Consider the following 19,537-nt stretch of genomic DNA (forward strand, 5'->3'; position numbering starts at 1 on the left):
ACATGACATTTACGATACAACCCGTTTTAAGAAAAATTCTATTTTTCTTAGCCATACTTATATCTGGATTTAAAGGATTTTCTCAAAATAAATTAATAACGTTACATGTAAAAAACAAACCTATAAGCCTAATTATCAAATCGATTGAAGAGCAGACTGATTTTAGAATAATTTATAATGCCAGAAAAATAGATGCTGATCAGCTGGCTGATTTAGATGTCAATAATGCATCTCTTGAAACCACTTTGAAACTGTTATTGAAGGATAAAAATATTTCTTTCTACATTCAGAAAAAACAGGTTTTATTAACGAATGCTGTTCCTGACGTTACTGTAAATACGCAGGAAACAGAAAGATTTATAAGCGGTACGGTTTATAATGCAAAAGACAAACTGCCGCTTCCGGGTGCAACTATACGCATTAAAGGAACGGGAATGGGAGCTATTACTGACTTTAACGGAAAATTTGTTTATCTGTTAAAAGGAAATAATATCAATGATCTTGTTCTTGAAGTTGGCTTTTTGGGTATGGAAACGCAATCGCAGAAAGCGGACAATAAAAAGCAATTTGTTTTTCACCTTCAAGAAACTACTGATGAGCTGAATCCGGTTATTATTACCTCATCATACGGTACAACAAAGTTAAAAGAGGAAATCGTGGGAAGTATCTCTACTTTGAACGCAAAAGATATTGCAGTTGAACAAGCTTCTGAATCTGTTGATAAAATGATTACGGGACAAATTGCAGGAGTTTTGGTTGAAAATACAACAGGAGTTGGAGGTCCAGTAAAAATTAATATCCGCGGACAAGGTACTCTGCCTTCTTTTACAAATGCTAGAACTGGAACTTCTACACAGCCTCTTTTTATTGTTGATGGTGTTGTTATGAGCGAAGAGTTTGGTTTAGATAGTACTTTTTTTAGTGGAAATGGAGATGCGACAGAAACCTTTTCTAACCCGTTAATGAAGATTGCCCCGGAGAATATAGAAAGCATTTCGGTTTTAAAAGATGCCGCAGCAGTTGGTATTTATGGTGCTGATGGTGCAAATGGTGTAATTTTAATTACAACTAAAAAAGGAAAAAAGGGAAAAACACAATTTGGATTTTCAAATCAGCTTGGTATTTCGTCAGCCATTAATCAAATTAAATATTTAAATGGCGAACAGTATAATGAACTGCGCAATGAGTTTATAAAAAACACTTCACCCGGAAGTGCTTTAACGCCTTATAACGGGGTAAACACAGATTGGTTTAGTTTGCTGAACAGAACTGGTGTTTACAATAAATATAACTTTAACGTTTCGGGCTCAACTTCAAAATTTTCATACCGCACTAATGTGAGTTATACCAAAATTGATGAACCTCAATTGGGTAATGATACGAAGCAATTAAATGCAGGAATTAATCTAGGTTTCCATCATAAAAATCTAAATGTAAGCTTAATGCTTAATCCAAGTTTTGTACAGCAGCACGCTCCAAATATCTTTTATTCATTTGCTTACCTTCCTACTCTGTCTCCTTATAACGCAGATGGTTCTTACTCTTTTTTAGGCTCAAGCGGTATTACCAGGGGAAATCCTTTGGCGGCAATTGAACAAAATAAAAATGAAACTAATACTTACGGTCTTTTAAGCAGTTTGAATGTTTCTTATCAGCTTAACAAAGCGATAAAGTTCTCTACTCTTTTTGGTATTGATTATACGGATAAAGAACAGGATCGCTACTATTCTGCTGAAAATGAAAGCGGACAGTTTTTGAATACTTTTAAGTTGAATGGTATTGATTATCCTAGATGGGGACGCCGTCTTATTAACCAACGAAATTCTACAAAATGGAACTGGCAGGGACAACTTTTGTTCGAGAAACAACTTACTGAAATTCATGGTATTGATGGAGTTTTAGGTTTTGAACTTGCTGAGGATAAAACCAATTTTAATTATAAATCTGCTTTGGGTTTTGTGAATCCAAATCAAGTTAATGCTATTTCGGATGCTGTTATGGATGACAACCCAAATACGCCGGAAGATGAATCAAAAAACAATCAAACTTTTGGAAATGACATAAGTTATAATTCGAGAGTTTCGGCATTTGCCCAGGTAAATTATAACTATAAAAAGCGCTACTACTTTTTAGCTAATTTCCGTCGTGACGAAAGTTCTGTTTTTGGTGTCGACAGCAATGTTGCTTTCAATGGCGGCGCAGGTGCAAGCTGGATTATAAGTAATGAAAATTTCCTTAATTCTAATTCTTGGATTGATTTCTTAAAATTGAAAACCAGTTACGGTTCTACAGGAAATTCAAGAATTGGTTCTTATAGATCTAAAGGTTTATACACAATTCATCAAAATGGTTATAATGGTCTAGACGGCGCAGTTCCGAATATGGCTCCAAATGGAGATTTAAGCTGGGAAAAAAACATAAAATTCAACGGCGGAATCGATTTTAATATTTTTAAACGTCTAGAATTTTCTGTTGAATACTATTATAATAATTTGAGCGATTTGATTGCAACACGAGATATTCCTACTGAAACTGGTTATAATTCTCTTCAATTAAATGCGGCAACTATGTATAATAAAGGTTTTGAATTTTCAACCCGAATTAAATGGGTTAAAAGTGATGCTTTTAAATGGACTACGGCTTTTAATATTTCTACAATAAAAAATAAAGTAACAGAATTAAAAGGTTTAGGAAGCGATTATTCTCAAGCCGAAATGGCACTTGCGCAAAAAATAGGTTACAGCACCACCACCATTTGGGGATTAAACTGGGTTGGCGTTGATCCTGCAACGGGAAGAGATTTGGTACAAAAAGATGGTAAAATCTACGATATTATGACTTATAGATCATTGTATACTATCGCAGATTGGGAGCCAATCGGCGACCGCCAGCCGGATGCTTTTGGAGGATTTTACAATAGTTTTTCTTTTTACAGCAATCTTGTTTTGTCATTTAGAGGAGATTTTCAAATTGGCGGCGAATTCTTAGCAAAAGATGTTCTTATCGATAAATATTCAAATACATTCAACAGAAACCTTTCTGTTAATGCTAATGATCATTGGAGAAATCCTGGAGACATTGTTTCGCAGCCGGCAGTTACTTCAACTCCAATCGTGGCAAACCTCAGTAAATATGTTTATGACGCGACTTATATCAGATTGAGTAATATTAATTTAAGCTATAATATACCGCTTAAAAATACATTTCTAGATACACTTGCAGTTTTTGCAGATGCAACTAATGTAGCATATTGGTACAAAGAAAAAAGCCCAAAAGGAATGAACGGAATACGCGAGTTTAATTATACATATCCACAAGCCAGAACAATCTCGCTTGGTGTTAATGCTAAATTTTAAGAAAATGAAATATTTAAAATATATAACAATTGCTGTCCTGATATTTTCAGTACAAAGCTGCAGTGACTTTTTAGAGCAAGAACCTGGATTACAAACTTCTATAGACGAACTTTTACAAAACAAAAAAGGTGTTTTAACTGCTTTAAACGGATTGTATCGTGAAGTAGAAGCAAATACCAGAGGCGAACGTTTTGCTGTTTATGCCGATATGCAGGGAGGAAACATAAAATTTACTCCTGCTTCAGCTGGAAACAGCAAAGGACAAATTACGGCTGCGCCAAATGTTAGAGCCGTATATTCTTTTGAAGATTTATCTGAAACCAGCAACTTTAAATTATTTTACGATGACAGCTATGACATTATAAATCAGGCCAATTTAATTCTAGAATATATTCCGTCGCTGCGTGATGCCACTGATGTTGAGAAAAATCAAATAAAAGCCGAAGCCTTGGCAATAAGAGCTTATACACACTTTTTACTTTCCTTAGTTTACAGTCAAAATTACGGTTACACACCAAATGCATCGCATTTAGGAATTGTTTATAATACTGAATCTATTAAATCTGGCTTAAAATATCCGGCAAGAAAAACAGCTGCCGAAACTTATTCTTTAATTATTGCCGATTTAAAAACGGCTTTAGACAATTATTCCAACAACGCCGCTTTAGCGGGACCTTCGTATTCATTTTTCAATAAAAACAATACAAAAGCACTTCTTGCAAGAGTATATCTGTATAAAAAAGACTGGGCAAATGCTTACGAAACTGCAAATGATGTTATTGCAAATTCAGGTATAACATTAGTAAACTCTTCAAATTTAATTGCACAATGGTCGCAGGCAGATATTCCTATTTCTGAAACATTATTAGAATTTTCGATTCCAAAAGATGCCGAAGGTTCTGTATCATCATCAATGTCTTCTTATTTTGGTTACGACGGAGCTAATTATGCCGCATATGTTGCTTCAAATGACTTAATTAATTTATATGAAAACGGCGATTTAAGAAAACAACTTTTTGTTACTGCTTCTCTCTCTACTTTAGTAAACGGAGTGCTTACTGGAGCAAATTACAACTTTACTAAAAAATTTCAGGATAACGCCGGATATGTTGCTTTTAGGTTAAGCGAAATGTATTTAATACGAGCCGAAGCTGCCTTAGAAAACAATAGATCTGATCTTGCATTTGCTGATATTAATACCATTCGCAGCCGTGCAAATGCCTCACTGCTTACCAATACAACCAATTTAAAAGAGGCACTATTATTAGAAAGAAGAAAAGAATTGTGTTTTGAAGGGCAACTTTTCTTTGATTTAACCCGTAATCAAAAAGGAATTACAAGAAATGACGGTTGTATTTCAAGCAATTGCAGCATCGAATATCCATCGCTAAAATTTGTACTGCCTATTCCAATCTATAATATTAATCTTAATGAAAACTTACAGCAAAATGAATCGTATTAAGATATTCAGCATATTAACTTTCACCGCATTATTTATTTTTTCTTGTTCTAAAGATGATTACAAAATGGGTTCTGAAATTGACCCGCATTTGAGATTTAACTTTTTTGTAAAAAGCGACAATACTCCTTTAGAATACCCTGCGATTAATGGAACTCTTATTCCACAGTCAAACTATGTAAACAAAGCAATAAAAACATTAAAAGTTCCTGTTGCTCTAACAGCCTATTCCCTAAAAAATACCGTTACAGCCAATTTCAGCTCGACGATAACAGGCGACAATTCAGGTTTCAGATTAAATCCTGTCAATGAACTTGTTTTTCAAGGAAACAAATTAACCGACACGATTTCTATTTCGTTTGATAAAAGATGGGCGGCAAACCAAAGTATTACATTGAAAATCGAAACAATATCAGATCCAAGTATTCATATTGGAAACCTAAATACGGAGGCTAAAAATGATACGTTCAAAATTGATTTGGCTCCGATAACAACAAATTATACATTTCCAATAAGCCGATTTGATATCAAAGGAGAAGCAGGAGAAAAATTTGACTTTAATGTTAATTTTCCAAACGGGTATTTTCCTTCTGAAATGGAAAATCTTGAAATATTTGAATCCTTAGATGGATTTAATTATTCATTAACTCATGATCCTTTTAAAGCAAACAGCAATTCTGTTACTTATCATTTTACCCTTTTAGAAAACATTAAAAACGATGATGTGTATTACGAATCGGCTATTTCATTAGTAAATGCCGGTGATTATACGGCAACAGGAAACACGATTTTACAAATCGTAAAACCAATTAAATCAATAAGAGATGTCAATGCAAATCCAGCATCTAAATTTTATGATTTATCAAATGCTTTTTACCTTACTTACGGCGAAACTTGGTTTGATAGAAGCGGTGTTTGTGCATGGCAGGCTTACAATGCCTTTACCTTTCCTATTGTTGTTCCTAAAAGTCATGAAAATGCTGTTTTATACAGCGATAAAGGAACCGCAAATCCAAATGACGACGTTTATCACGATGCATTCAGAATTGGTTTTAATGTGGCTTCTGGAACAAATACCACAAATTCATTCAACCTAAAAAGATGGTTCAGCAACGAAAGTACAACTGCGGCAAATTCGCCTGGATTTAATATTTCATCCGCATTAGAGTTTTTTCCAGCAAACGGAAACAGTAAAACGAACGGTAATGTTTTAGTAATTCCGCAATACATTACCATTACAGGAAGCAATAAAAACAAACATATAATTGCAATTTCAGGATCAGGAACTTACAAAGAAATAAGTACTGGTTTATTTGAGATTTCGTTCGAATTAAAACTGACAAACGATGCGCTTTTTGGAGGAACTGTCTCTACACAATATAGAATATACAACAATAGAACATATCCTAAACCAGCAGCTTTAGACATAAACTGTCCTAAAGAAGTTGATCTATAATTTTTGATTGACAGCTTTAGGTTTGCAGATCAAACAAATCTAAAGCTGTTAAAAAAAATACATTCAAAAAAAGAACAAAAACACAAAAAACAAAATTGAAAAAGCTAATCTTCCCTATTCTCTTTTTGGTAAGTTTAACGGCTTACAAAAGCATTGAGCAGCCAAATTACATTGATATTCAGGAATTACGAAAAATCTACTCTAGCGGGGATTTGTCTAAATGGCCTGCGGCAGAATTACATGAAAGCATCGATAAGTCGAAATTTCAAGATATTGGAGTTTTACCTGCCGTTCCTTATCCTGATTATAATCCATATTCTAAAGAAAAAGAAAGTTTAGGCAAAATATTGTTTTTTGATCCGAGGTTATCTCGAAGCGGACAAATTGCCTGTGCCTCCTGCCATAATCCAGAATTAGGATGGACTGATAATTTAACGCGTTCTTTTGGTCACGACCGCCAAACAGGAAAACGTAATTCTATGACGATTTTAAATTCGGCATACGCTACTTCCCTATTTTGGGATGGACGTGCAAAAAGTTTAGAAGATCAAGCACAATTTCCTATTGGAGATCCTTTAGAAATGAATGAGAAACTAACAATTGCCGTAGATAAAATTGCCAAAATTAAAGGCTATAAACCACTTTTTGAAGCCGCATTTGGAGATAAAAAAGTTTCTTTAGAACGTATTCAATATGCGATTGCTACATTTGAAAGATCGATTAATAGTCCCAAAAGTAAATTTGATCAATTTGTAAGTGGAAAATCAGACATTTACACCGATCAGCAAGTAAAAGGGCTGCATTTATTTAGAACCAAAGCACAATGTATAAACTGCCACAATACACCTTATTTTAGTGACAATGAATTTCATAATGACGGACAGACTTTGTTTGGAACAAAAAATGAAGATTTTGGACGTTATAATGTTACTAAAGATGTAAAAGATATTGGCAAATTTAGAACGCCTACGCTTCGTGAAGTAGTAAATACAAAACCATGGATGCATCACGGGCATTTTCCAACGTTGCTTGATGTTGTTGAGCTTTACAATTTAGGAAACCCCTCTCCTGTTCAAAAAAAATATTTGGGAACAGCACGAGATTCTTTGATTCCGAAAGTTGATCCTGCACTTAAAAAGTTGAATTTGACCAAAGAAGAAATAAGTGATTTATTAGCTTTTATTGAAACTTTAAGTACACCAACCAGAAGAATTATGACACCTGAAATGCCAAAATAAATCAGTTAAAAACAATAATCTTAAAAGCCTGTTTTCAGTTAGAAAACAGGCTTTACTTTTATACAAAATCTAAACTGTACTTTTCCTTTTTCTGATAACAATTTGCTATTCTCACATTGAAGTATAAAATGACACAGCAGCTAAAATGATATTGTCATTTTTTAAATTTGTTTGAAACAAAAAGAAACTCTCCTTTTTATAAAAAACACCACTTATGAAACTTGAACACATTCAACTTCAGACTGCAGATATTAAACAGACGGCATTATTTTATCAAGATATTCTTGGTTTATCGATTATAGAAAACAACTCCGAATTTGTTACCATCAAAGCAGGAAACTCAACTTTAAAATTTGTTAAAAACAGCAATTTCAATTCAATATATCATTTTGCCTTCAATATTCCTGAGAACAAACTTGATGAAGCTATTGAATGGTGCAAAGCCAAAGTCGATTTAATTGTAATTGAAGACCGAAATGTTATTACCAATTTTGAAAACTGGAACGCTCACGCGGTTTATTTTTATGATAATAATGGAAATTTATTAGAGTTTATTGCCAGACATGATCTCGATAATTTTCAAACGGAAGAATTTAGCGCTAAATCCATTTTAAATATCAGTGAAATTGGAATCGTAAATGAAAATCCACTAGAATTAGGAAATCAATTAATCGCAAAACACGGCTTAAACTTCTTTACTAAAAATACAAACAGCGAAGTTTTTGCTGCACTTGGCGATGACGAAGGTTTATTGATTGTGGTAAGACCCAATCGAAATTGGTATCCTACCCAAACTCCTTCTGAAAGTAATAAAACAGATATTAGACTTGAAAATAATGGGCAGATTATTGATTTAAAATTTTAAACAACTTCAAATTTCAGTTCATAATTAATTTCTTATTTTTATAAAAAGTTGACACTATTATACCAATAACATAAAAATATCTAAAATGCCATTTGTCCGAATCAGTCTGCCCAAAAAACTTTCTCAGGAAACAAAAAACACTATTTCAGAATCGATCCATCACTCTTTGATCGAAGAGTTTAATATTCCAAAAGAGGATTATTTTCATGTTATTGAAGAATTAGAACCTCATCAAATAAAATATCCTGAGAGTTATCTCGGAATTTCACATTCTGATGAAATAGTTTATGTTCAAATAACGGCTGGACAAGGAAGAACTTTAGAGCAAAAGAAAAAGTTATATTATCAAATTGCTACAAGAATTGCTTCAACAACATCAATTTTAATCAATAATGTTATTATTGTTTTATTAGAAAATAACGGACATGAAAATTGGTCTTTTGGAAATGGTGAAATTCAAGAACAGAAACATTTAAAAAAGTAATACTATTAAAAAGATAAAGCCCAATTCAAGTAATTTGGATTGGGCTTTATTTATGTTTAAAGTTAAAATTTCATCTTCTGAATTCTCACGGCATTCAATATCGCCAGTAAGGCAACTCCAACATCGGCAAAAACGGCTTCCCACATTGTTGCTAATCCGCCTGCGCCTAAAATCAGCACAAAAGCCTTTACAACAAAAGCGAGCGTAATATTCTGCCAGACAATTTTTTTGGTTTGTTTTCCAATATTAATTGCCATTGCTATTTTACTTGGTTTGTCGTCTTGAATTACAACATCGGCAGTTTCGATTGCTGCGTCGCTTCCTAAACCTCCCATTGCAATTCCAACCGTGCTTAAGGCAATAACAGGCGCATCGTTTACGCCATCACCAACAAATGCAACGGTTTCATTTTTGGCTTTGATCTCGTTTACTTTATCAACTTTATCTTCTGGAAGTAAATCTCCAAAAGCATTTGTAATACCTAATTTATCAGCTACAAATTGAACTACATTCGTTTTATCACCGCTTAACATGGTCACTTTTACACCTAATGCTTTTAGTTTTGTAACTGTTTCCTGCGCGTCTTTTTTAATTTCATCTGCAATGGTCAAATAACCCGCAAATTTTCTGTCGTATGCAATGGCTATTGTCGTGTAAACAACTGTACTGGGATCTATGTTGTACGGTATCGCAAATTTATCCAAGAGTTTAAAATTACCAACATGTAATTCCTTTCCGTTAAAAAGTGCTTTTAATCCATGTCCTGAAATTTCCTCAACATTTTTCAATTCAATCGATGAATCAATCTGTCCCACATAATTATGAATTGCGGTTGCAACAGGATGCGTACTATGGCTTTCTAAGACATTTACCAAATTCAGAATTTCTTCTTTATCAAATTCGGGATTAATAATTACTTCCTGAACTTTAAAAACACCTTCTGTCATTGTTCCGGTTTTATCCATTACAACATTCTGAATCGTCGAAATACTGTCTAGATAATTACTGCCTTTAAACAAAATTCCGTTTTTACTTGCCGCTCCAATTCCGCCAAAATAACCGAGCGGAATACTAATTACTAAAGCACACGGACAAGAAATAACCAAGAAAACTAAAGCGCGGTAGAGCCAATCATTAAATACATAATGATCTACAAAAAGCATTGGCAATACACAAATTGCAATTGCGAGATAAACGACAATTGGAGTGTAGATTTTGGCAAACTTTCTAATAAACAATTCTGCAGGCGCTTTTTTGGTTACAGCTGTTTGAACCAATTCTAGAATTTTAGACAATTTACTATCGCTGTATGCAGTTGTTACCTTTACTTGAACAATTGTATTCTCGTTTATCATTCCCGCAAGAACTGTTTCGCCTTTCTTTTTGGTGTCTGGTTTACTTTCTCCTGTTAAAGCTGCCGTATTAAAGGAAGCTGTATCTGATAATAACTCTCCATCTAATCCCAGTTTTTCTCCAGCTTTAAGCTGAATAACTGATCCTATTTTTACATCAAAAGCTCTAACTTTTACAGCAATGTTATTTTCAAAAATAGTAACCTCATCAGGGCGTGAATCTAGTAGACTTTTAATATTCGATTTTGCTTTGCTGACTGCCATTCCCTGAAATGTTTCTCCAATGGTATAAAACAGCATAACAGCAACACCTTCAGGATATTCTCCAATTGCAAATGCTCCTATTGTGGCAATACACATTAAAAAAAACTCTGAAAAAACATCTCCTTTTATAATGCTTTCGTAGGCTTCTCTCAAAACAGGAAAACCTAACGGAAGATAAGCGGCAACATACCAAGCAATCCTTACATAACCTGAAAACCATGTTTGGGGAAAATAGTTGTCTAAACCAATTCCTATAAGTAATAAAACAAAGGATATGATGGCAGGCAGAAACATTTTAAACAAACTTCCTTCGCTGTTATGTTCGTGATCATGTCCATGATCGTGTCCGTCATTATCAGAATGTACAGGTTCATCATGTGAACAGCTGCAGGATGGTTTTGCTTTATTTTTTGTGTTTTTTATTTCTTTATCTTGATGTATCATGAGGGAAAACTTCTTGTTTAAACTTTTTCTAAATAATGCATTAAATTTACGGTTTTTATGTCAAAGTTTGTTGCTGCAAAGACACTAAGCCACCAAGTTTTTTATTAAAAAAAACATCCTAGTTTGTCATTTCGACTGAAAGAAGAAATCACAAACGTTACTCTACAAAGATTGGCAACACACTTTGTCAAAATTCTAGTGTGATTTTTCCTTTCAGTCGAAATGACATAAAATGAGAAAAAACTTGGCGCCTTCATGGCAAATAATCTAGTGACTATGCTCTCCTCCGCCTTTCATGGCAGACAACAAATAAAAAGCTCCTTTTGTAACAATTTTAGCTCCTGATTCAATTGCACCAACAAACTTAATTTCTGTAAAACCCAAATCTGTTGTTCCTGGAACCACTTCAACCGCTTTAAAATGGACTTCTTTCTCGTGAGCTTCTTCTTTTTCACCTGCTGCATGTTCGTGTTTTTCTTCGGCATGAGCTTCTTCCTGCACAAAAACAAAGTATTTATCGGCATTTCGAACTACAGCATCTTTTGGTAAAGCCGGAACAGTTGCATTAACAATATTAATATTTGCTGAAACATACATTCCTGGAATCAGTCCTTTTGCGTCGGCTGGATCAATTTTGGCATGAACTGCAACCGTTTTACTTTCATTAGAAAATGATTTATTGATTCCGAAGATTTTTCCTTTAATTGATTTATTGGATTGGTTTGTTAATACAAAATCGATAACCTGACCAATTGAAATTGAACCTAAATCTTTTTCATAAACATTCAAATCTAAATGCATTTGACTGTTGTCTACAACTTCAAACAAAGAAACTCCGGTTTGCGCAAAAGCACCTTTAGCAATATTAATTTTTCCCACATAACCGTTAATCGGTGCCACAATTGGAACTACTGAAGTACTCCCTTTTGTAGAAACATGCAAAGCTTCTAATTTGTTTTTCGCCGCTTGCGCTCGCGCTCTTTCGGCAGCTAATTTGGCTTTTACTTCTTGAAATGTTTTTCTCGGATTTACGTTTTCGTCACTCAATGTTTTCTGACGATTGTATTCTAATTGCAGATATTCAACATTGGCTGTTGCCGAATGATATTCTTCCTGCATTTCGATAACTTCAAGATTTTGAATAGTTGCCAAAACTTTTCCTTTATTGACAAATGTTCCTTCTAAAACAAAAATATCCTTCACCGTTCCGCCAATTAAAGTCGAAACTTCGGCAGAATTTTGAGGAGGAACTGTAGTATATCCATTTGCTTTGATAACCTTATTAAGGTTTCTGTCTTCTACAAATCCTGTTTCAATACCTACAGTTTTGTATTGCGATTCTGTTAATGCAACTTCTGTCGTAGATTTTTCTTCTTCTTTTGTTTCTTCTGTCTTTTTTTCATTGCATGAGATTAATATTCCGCTATAAGCTATAAGCAGTAGGCTGTAAGCAATTTTTCTTTGCGAACTTTGCGTTAAAATCGTTGCGAACTTTGCGGTTAAAGAATTATATATATTTTTCATTTTAATTGTTTTTGATGGTTGGAAATTGGAGTTCGACGGCACTTTGATTAAAACTGTGTGTTGCTTCTGCAAGTTGTTTTTTAATATCAATTGCCTGATTTAAAAAACTTATGTAAGACCAATAACTCAAATCGCCGTTTGCATAACTTTTTTGTGCAGTTTCGATAATTTGATTGGCGTATTGCAATCCTTCATTTTGGTAGTAATCCAGATTCTTCTGTTGTTTTTTGAAGTTATTCTGTAATTCTTCTTTTTGCAGGTTCAATATAATTTTGTTTTTATCTAATGCTAATTGCGACTGCGAAATACTGATTTCCGCAGCTTTTGCTTTTGCTGTATTTACGCCTCCAAATAACGGAATCTGAAGTCCAGCGGTAAACCCCTGAAATAAAGACACTTTATCAATCGTTTGGGCAAAATATCCTAAGCCTACTTTAGGAGTTCTCATGGCTTTAAATGTTTTAGCTTCTTTTTGAAAAACCGAAATCTCCTGTTGATACAGATCTGTCATTATACTTTCGGCCTTTGAATCCTGATTTTCTACAAAAGGATATTTTAGCGAAGTTGACTCATCTGGCAGTACATTTTCATTGGTTTGAATAAAAAACTGAAGTTGTTTTTGATAAATTGCCATATCATAAGCCAATTGTTCTTTCTGAGTTTCAATTTCCTTTACTTTCGCTTTGGCACTTATTACCTCAATATTACCACTTTCTCCAGTTTTAAAGCGAAGCTCGGCATTTTTTAGAAATTTCGTATAAATCTCATTTAGCTCAGAATTTAACTTCTGAATCGAAATTCCATACAAATATTGATAATAAGCCAATGTCACAGCTTTTTCAATTTCATAAGAAGATAAAGCTTTGCGTTTCTCTGCCAATTTTGCTAATTCTTCCTGTAACTGTCTGTTAGCCTTTGTAATATTTCCTAACGGAAAAAATTGCTGCACCGAAACATTATGATCATAATCCGCACTATTAAACTGTCCGCCTTGATATTGCACCTGAAGCGGATCCGGCTGAAAGGCCGTTTTTTGTAAAGTCTTTTGCTTTTCTATTTCCTTATCAGCAATTTTTAAATCAATGTTGTTAGATTTGGCAAGCTCAATTGCTTTTTCTAAAGATATTTTAGTTTGCGCTGATGTCAGTGTGGTTATCATTAAAAATGTGATTAACCACAACGTTTTATTCGCCAATATAAACGTACTTAACCGTGAAGTTCGCAAAGAACATGCGAAGTTTGCAAAGGTTAAGTTTCTGTGAGTGTATGTTAAGTTTTTCATCTTTTTTTAAATTTTCTTTATATCCTTTGCGTAAATCTTAGCGTTCTTTGCGTTTAAGTCTCTCTAACATTAAATACAAAATCGGCAAAACGATCAAAGTCAGTAAAGTTGCCGAAAACAATCCGCCAATTACAACTGTAGCCAACGGTTTCTGCACCTCAGCTCCGCCGCTTGTAGACAATGCCATTGGCAAAAATCCTAATGAAGCTACTGCTGCAGTCATTAAAACTGGACGTAATCTCGTTTTGGTTCCAATTAAAATTCTTTGCAGCGGATCTAAAATTCCTTCTGTTTTTAATTGATTAAAGTACGAGATCAAAACAATTCCGTTAAGAACTGCAATTCCGAATAAAGCGATAAACCCAATTCCTGCCGAAATACTAAACGGCATTCCGCGCAGCGAAAGAGCAAATACACCTCCAATAGCTGATAAAGGAATGGCTGTAAAGATTAAAAGTGCCTGCTTGTAACTTTTGAATGTGAAATATAGCAGTATTAAAATTAAACTTAAAGCAATAGGCAATGCAATCGAAAGCCTTTTTGTGGCTTCAACCAAATTTTCAAATTGTCCGCCATACGTTACATAATAACCTGCAGGAAGTTTGAAATTTTTATCCAGCTTTTGCTGAATCTCTTCAACAACCGTTTTAATATCACGCCCGCGTACATTTAATCCCACTGTAATTCTACGTTTTCCATCTTCACGAACTACTTGAACCGGACCTTGCTCGTAATCGACTGTAGCCACCTGAGAAAGCGGTACCTGTTGTCCGTTTGGAAGCGGAATAAACAAATTACTCACATCAGTAATATCAGCACGATTATCTTCATCCATTCTAACTACGACATCAAATCGTTTGCTTTCGTCGTAGATTTTTCCAGCGCTTTCTCCTGCAAATGATGAGCGAATAATTTGATTAATATCTGAAATATTCAATCCGTATAAAGCGATTTTGTTGTAATCGTATTTGATCGTTATTTGCGGCAGACCTGTTACTTTATCCGCTTTTAAATCTCCAATTCCTTCGATACCTTTAATTTTCGAAATTAACTCGGCAGCTTTTGAATCTAGAATTTCCAAATCGTCTCCAAAAATCTTGATCGCAATATCACTTCGACTTCCAGTCATCAATTCGTTGAAACGCATTTGAATTGGCTGTGAAATCTCAATATTAGCTCCTGGAATTACTTCCATCTCTTCTTTCATGGCATTTGCCAGTTCTTCCCAATTACGATACTTGCCACTCCATTCTTTTTTATCTTTTAAAACAATAATCAAATCACCGCTTTCTATTGGCATTGGATCTGTTGGAATTTCACCACTTCCTATTTTGGTTACGATTGTTTTTATTTCAGGAAATTTAGCTTTTAGAATCTGCTCGTACTTAGTGGTAGTTTCAACCATCTGCGTAAGCGAACTTCCTGTCATAATTGTTGCATTAATAGCCAAATCACCTTCTTCAATCGTAGGGATAAATTCTCCCCCCATATTCTGAAAAACAATAACACCTAATACAAACAATCCTAAAGAAGCTCCTAAAACTACTTTTTTAAACTGAAGCGCTTTGCTTAAAAATGGTGTGTATAAATTCTCGAACCAACGCATCATTCTATCGCTGAAATTTTCTTTATGTTCTGTTTTTTTTGAAAGAAACAAAGCACTCATCATTGGTACATAGGTCAGCGAAAGTATAAATGCACCAATAACAGCAAAACCAACTGTCATTGCCATTGGTTTGAACATTTTTCCTTCGGTACCCACTAAAGCTAGAATTGGTAAATACACAATCAAAATTATGATTTCGCCAAAAGCGGCACTATTTCTAATTTTTGATGCCGAATTGTAGATTTCGGTGTCCATTTCTTCCTGCGAAAGTTCCTTTTTACGTTTGAGTTTTTGCAAATGATGCATGGAAGCTTCGACAATAATCACGGCACCGTCAACAATAATCCCAAAATCAATTGCTCCTAAACTCATTAAATTTCCGCTTACGCCAAAGGCATTCATCAAAATAATAGCAAAAAGCATCGCAAGCGGAATTACAGAGGCTACAATTAATCCTGCACGAAGATTTCCTAAAAATAAAATCAGTACAAAAATGACGATTAAAGCTCCTTCTAATAAATTTTTTGTGACGGTTCCGATAGCATTATCTACTAATTTTCCACGATCAATAAAAGCTTCGGCAACAACCCCTTCTGGCAGACTTTTATTAATTTGAATCATTCTTTCTTTAACGCGATCAACAACTGCGCTGGAATTCTCTCCTTTCAACATCAAAACCATTCCTGACACGATTTCACCTTTACCGTCTTTAGTTGATGCTCCGTAACGTAATGCTACGCCTTCGCGAACCTGTGCTACGTCGCGGACTAGAACTGGCGAGCCATTTCGGTTTTTAACCACGACATTTCCAAGATCTTTAACTCCTTTTGCCATTCCGACGCCGCGAATAAAAAATGCGTATTGGTCTTTTTCAATATAAGCACCGCCAGTATTTTGATTGTTTTTTTCTAAAGCATCAAAAATCTCGGTAATGGTTACGCCAAGACTGTTTAATGTATTTGGATTTACGGCAATTTCATATTGTTTTAATTTTCCACCCCAAGTACTTACGTCTGCAACTCCTTTAATTCCTTGTAATTGCGGAATAATGATCCAATCCTGAATGGTTCTTAGTTTTACGGCATCGTATTTATTTTCATACCCTTTTTTGGCATAAACATCGTATTGGTAAATCTCACCTAATCCTGTAGAAATTGGCGCCAATTCAGGCGAACCCGCATATTCTGGAATGTTTTCTTCGGCTTGTTTTAAACGTTGAAATATTTGTTCACGTGCCCAATAAATATCGACATCGTCTTCAAAAACGACGGTTACTACAGATAATCCAAAACGGGAAATACTGCGAAGTTCTATGATATCCGGCACTGTTTTTACAGCCTGCTCTAACGGATATGTAATTAATTGTTCGACCTCTTGACTAGCCAAAGTAGGTGCCGTTGTAATAATTTGAACTTGATTATTGGTTACGTCCGGCAAGGCATCAAGTGGTAATTTTTTAAGCGAATAGCTTCCCCAAGCTATCAAAACAAGGGTAAATAGTAGTATAACGAATTTGTTTCGTATACTAAACTGAATGATTTTATCTAGCATTTGAAATATTTAATGACATGAGAAATTAGACAAAAATTTGTCCTATAATTTTGTGGAAAGTCCACAATTCTCTGACCCAAATATTTTAGTTCTAAATTTTAAAACTAAACAATCGGGCTATCATTATGCTATTTGAGGCGGCTGCCAAATACTTCCATAAAAATTAGAAGCAAATACAGAAATGTAATTTGGTAAAGAAGTTGAAATAATGGCGTGAGCAGCAGGAAAATCATAGCTCACAGAATATTGAAAGCTTAAAATTTGTGCTCCGCAACAGTTGCAAGTGCAAAACGGAGAACATAAATCAGTGTCTTTGTCATGAGAATGATTGGCTTCTGATGAAAATTGAGCTGTTTTATGCATAGCACTATCCACTTCCATATCTGCACAGGGCATATTTGAAAGTATAGTCAAGTAAATTGATAATACTATTGTAATCCATTTCATGACTGTAAAAATAATACTTTATCTCTTTATTTGAAACAAATTATTTTCTAATCCTGTTTTTTAATTGCATTTTCTAAAAAAAATAGTACAAGTCAAAAGAAAATTTATTTAACTTTAACACTAATTAACATAATATTATACATTCAAAATTTCAATCTTTTACATCCTAAATATCTAAAAAACAAAATCGTACATACATCTCAGTTTAAGAATACATTAGTTCTATTTTATTTTGCGCAGTTTTATTAATTAACAAATACCACAATCAATGAAATGCAACACAGTAATATCAGCCTTTTTATTATTCTTTAGTGTACAAATTTTCGGTCAGGTTTATACCGATAAAATCGTAGGACAAAAAAATCAACAATTAAAAGACAGCCTTAAAATAGAAGAATACCCATACGCTCTTCCAATATGGGGCGAAAAAGTTGCTCAAAAGGGCTATAAATTACCTTACTCAGCGGGATTATCAATAAATTATTTTTGGCAGGATTCTCAAATCGATATTAGTCAATTGAATGTTGGTTTTAATAATGGGCCGCAATACAACTTAGATGAAATTGTGCGTTTTGACAAATCTTCGGTCGAAGCCGGTGCACTTACAATACGACCTGATATCTGGCTGTTACCCTTTTTAAATATTTATGGAATATTTGGTAAAGCAAATACTTCAACAAAAATTAATGCCGGTATATGGGTTCCGGATGCCGATAATAATTGGTCGCAAGTTGCTTCTTTCAGCACTAAAGCCAATTTTAATGCAACAACATTCGGTTTTGGTATGACACCAACAATTGGTATTGGCGGAGGCTGGCTTGCATTAGACATGAACATGGCATGGACAGACATCAGCTCTTTAGATAAACCTGCTTTTTCTTATGTTTTTGGACCTAGATTAGGTAAAACTTTTAAGTTTCATAAGCAAGATCAAAATATTGCTTTATGGGTAGGAGGCTTTAGAGTTCATATTTCTGGCGATACTAATGGAAATATTGCAATGTCTGATATTTTTGATTTAACTACCGCACAAGGCAAAGTTGATGATGGTTTAGAAAAAGTAGCCGAAAATCAAACTAAAGTTGATACTTGGTGGAACGGTTTAACTCCTGCACAACAAGCTAATCCTATAAATGCGGCAAAGCATAATACAGCAAATCGAGCTTTAGAAAGAGCGGGAACTTTTTTAACTAATCTTGATGGAGCTCTAAGTACTGCTGGCACTTCTTCTGTTCAATATTCGCTGCAAAAAGCTCCAAAAGATATGTGGAATTTTATTATTGGAACTCAGTTTCAATATAACAAGCACATTATGTTTAGAGCAGAATGTGGATTTTTAGGAAGCCGTACACAGGTTTTAGGCGGACTGCAATATCGTTTTGGACTTTAAACCCAATTATATGAAAAAAGGTTTGCTATTGCTTGCTGCATTATTAAGTATGTCACAAGCGAAGTCTCAGGTGCTGATTTCCTTAATTTTTGGAGACAAACTAAATTCTCCCTTTTTAGAATTTGGATTAGAAGGCGGTATAAACCTTTCGACAATTTCTGATTTGGATAGCTCTGGAAGTAATCCTGGTTTTAATCTTGGTTTTTACTTTGATCTTAGATCGAAGCAAAATCCAGCTTGGATGATTAATACGGGAGTAATCGTAAAATCTCCTATGGGAGCACGCCATATTCCTATGTATTCTTTAAACGATGCGAATTTAGATAATACTTTTGCTGGAGGAACTGTAAATCGGGAAATTCGATATTTTAATGTTCCTATTTTGATCAAGTACCAATTCAAAAATAGAATTTATCTGAAGACGGGACCACAATTTGGTTTGTTAGCCAAAGCTTTTGATGAATTTTCAAAAGATGTAAACAAAGATGATGTAGTTTACAAAAAGAACATCAGAGACCAAATACGTGTTATTGATGTAGGAGTTGCTCTAGGTACTGGATATCATATGAATGTGGGCAATGGATTGAATCTAACGGTTCAATATTATTATGGGTTGGTTCCTGTAATGAAAGGCGACGGCCCAAATGTATACAACAGGTCTTTATATATAACTGCTGGTTTGCCTATTGGAAAAGGAAAAGCGGCTCAAAGAAGAGCTGAAAAAGATGCTGAAATGAACAAAGTTATTCTTCCTGAAGATGAAATGCCTAAAAAATAATATGTATTAATTAAAGAAAAAATCCAAAAAAAAATCACTAC

Annotated in this window: 13 protein-coding genes; 8 read left to right on the plus strand and 5 right to left on the minus strand. The window is 34.3% G+C overall.

All coding sequences use genetic code 11. The annotated features are described in order from the left end of the window. The first annotated feature begins 2 nt into the window (after positions 1 to 2). The 6 genes from BOW57_RS09515 to BOW57_RS09540 all read left to right on the plus strand — a co-directional run bounded on the left by BOW57_RS09515 (position 3) and on the right by BOW57_RS09540 (position 8,858). A complete protein-coding gene (locus BOW57_RS09515; RefSeq protein ID WP_129053917.1) occupies positions 3 to 3,356 on the plus strand; it encodes a SusC/RagA family TonB-linked outer membrane protein in 3,354 nt (1,117 codons plus the stop codon). A 4-nt stretch (positions 3,357 to 3,360) separates the two neighbouring features. Further along, on the plus strand, positions 3,361 to 4,818 hold the full coding sequence (locus BOW57_RS09520) for a RagB/SusD family nutrient uptake outer membrane protein (RefSeq protein WP_241687424.1): 1,458 nt from the start codon (positions 3,361 to 3,363) through the stop codon (positions 4,816 to 4,818). Beyond that, positions 4,805 to 6,271: a hypothetical protein gene (locus tag BOW57_RS09525; RefSeq protein ID WP_129053919.1), complete on the plus strand. Its 1,467-nt coding sequence runs from the start codon at positions 4,805 to 4,807 to the stop codon at positions 6,269 to 6,271. The genes BOW57_RS09520 and BOW57_RS09525 overlap by 14 nt, the downstream gene beginning before the upstream one ends. Before the next feature lie 95 nt (positions 6,272 to 6,366). Then, positions 6,367 to 7,509 (plus strand): cytochrome-c peroxidase, encoded by a 1,143-nt coding sequence (locus BOW57_RS09530; protein ID WP_129053920.1) that lies wholly within the window; start codon positions 6,367 to 6,369, stop codon positions 7,507 to 7,509. 214 nt (positions 7,510 to 7,723) lie between these two features. Further along, positions 7,724 to 8,374 carry a VOC family protein gene (locus tag BOW57_RS09535; RefSeq protein ID WP_129053921.1) on the plus strand — a complete coding sequence of 217 codons (651 nt, stop codon included), beginning with the start codon at positions 7,724 to 7,726 and terminating at the stop codon, positions 8,372 to 8,374. Between the two features lie 85 nt (positions 8,375 to 8,459). Further along, complete coding sequence (locus BOW57_RS09540; RefSeq protein WP_129053922.1) at positions 8,460 to 8,858, plus strand: tautomerase family protein; 399 nt, start codon at positions 8,460 to 8,462, stop codon at positions 8,856 to 8,858. A 62-nt stretch (positions 8,859 to 8,920) separates the two neighbouring features. Here the strand turns inward: BOW57_RS09540 and BOW57_RS09545 are convergent, their stop codons facing one another. The 5 genes from BOW57_RS09545 to BOW57_RS09565 form a co-directional block, all read right to left on the minus strand. Continuing rightward, entirely contained in the window at positions 8,921 to 10,918 is a 1,998-nt protein-coding gene (locus tag BOW57_RS09545) for a heavy metal translocating P-type ATPase (RefSeq protein ID WP_129053923.1), read from the minus strand. A 267-nt stretch (positions 10,919 to 11,185) separates the two neighbouring features. Next, entirely contained in the window at positions 11,186 to 12,442 is a 1,257-nt protein-coding gene (locus BOW57_RS09550; RefSeq protein ID WP_129053924.1) for an efflux RND transporter periplasmic adaptor subunit, read from the minus strand. Position 12,443: 1 nt separating this feature from the next. Further along, positions 12,444 to 13,601: a TolC family protein gene (locus BOW57_RS09555; RefSeq protein ID WP_241687425.1), complete on the minus strand. Its 1,158-nt coding sequence runs from the start codon at positions 13,599 to 13,601 to the stop codon at positions 12,444 to 12,446. A 160-nt stretch (positions 13,602 to 13,761) separates the two neighbouring features. Then, positions 13,762 to 16,881 (minus strand): efflux RND transporter permease subunit, encoded by a 3,120-nt coding sequence (locus BOW57_RS09560; protein WP_129053926.1) that lies wholly within the window; start codon positions 16,879 to 16,881, stop codon positions 13,762 to 13,764. 123 nt (positions 16,882 to 17,004) lie between these two features. Continuing rightward, a complete protein-coding gene (locus tag BOW57_RS09565; RefSeq protein WP_241687426.1) occupies positions 17,005 to 17,328 on the minus strand; it encodes a DUF6660 family protein in 324 nt (107 codons plus the stop codon). Between the two features lie 268 nt (positions 17,329 to 17,596). On the opposite strand from BOW57_RS09565, the gene BOW57_RS09570 reads away from it, so the two are divergent. Then, positions 17,597 to 18,718, plus strand: coding sequence for a hypothetical protein (locus BOW57_RS09570; RefSeq protein ID WP_129053927.1), 1,122 nt, complete (start codon positions 17,597 to 17,599; stop codon positions 18,716 to 18,718). Between the two features lie 10 nt (positions 18,719 to 18,728). Further along, the gene (locus tag BOW57_RS09575; protein WP_129053928.1) at positions 18,729 to 19,496 is read left to right on the plus strand and encodes a porin family protein; all 768 of its coding nucleotides are present in this window, start codon (positions 18,729 to 18,731) and stop codon (positions 19,494 to 19,496) included. Positions 19,497 to 19,537 lie beyond the last annotated feature (41 nt).

The sequence above is a fragment of the Flavobacterium sp. YO64 genome (assembly GCF_004119505.1).
Lineage (GTDB): Bacteria > Bacteroidota > Bacteroidia > Flavobacteriales > Flavobacteriaceae > Flavobacterium > Flavobacterium oncorhynchi.

Coding starts and splice junctions, on each gene's coding strand:
- BOW57_RS09555 (WP_241687425.1), bottom strand. CDS start 13,601: ATGATAACCACACTGACATCAGCGCAAACTAAAATATCTTTAGAAAAA.
- BOW57_RS09575 (WP_129053928.1), top strand. CDS start 18,729: ATGAAAAAAGGTTTGCTATTGCTTGCTGCATTATTAAGTATGTCACAA.
- BOW57_RS09550 (WP_129053924.1), bottom strand. CDS start 12,442: ATGAAAAATATATATAATTCTTTAACCGCAAAGTTCGCAACGATTTTA.
- BOW57_RS09545 (WP_129053923.1), bottom strand. CDS start 10,918: ATGATACATCAAGATAAAGAAATAAAAAACACAAAAAATAAAGCAAAA.
- BOW57_RS09560 (WP_129053926.1), bottom strand. CDS start 16,881: ATGCTAGATAAAATCATTCAGTTTAGTATACGAAACAAATTCGTTATA.
- BOW57_RS09520 (WP_241687424.1), top strand. CDS start 3,361: ATGAAATATTTAAAATATATAACAATTGCTGTCCTGATATTTTCAGTA.
- BOW57_RS09515 (WP_129053917.1), top strand. CDS start 3: ATGACATTTACGATACAACCCGTTTTAAGAAAAATTCTATTTTTCTTA.
- BOW57_RS09570 (WP_129053927.1), top strand. CDS start 17,597: ATGAAATGCAACACAGTAATATCAGCCTTTTTATTATTCTTTAGTGTA.
- BOW57_RS09525 (WP_129053919.1), top strand. CDS start 4,805: ATGAATCGTATTAAGATATTCAGCATATTAACTTTCACCGCATTATTT.
- BOW57_RS09540 (WP_129053922.1), top strand. CDS start 8,460: ATGCCATTTGTCCGAATCAGTCTGCCCAAAAAACTTTCTCAGGAAACA.
- BOW57_RS09535 (WP_129053921.1), top strand. CDS start 7,724: ATGAAACTTGAACACATTCAACTTCAGACTGCAGATATTAAACAGACG.
- BOW57_RS09565 (WP_241687426.1), bottom strand. CDS start 17,328: ATGAAATGGATTACAATAGTATTATCAATTTACTTGACTATACTTTCA.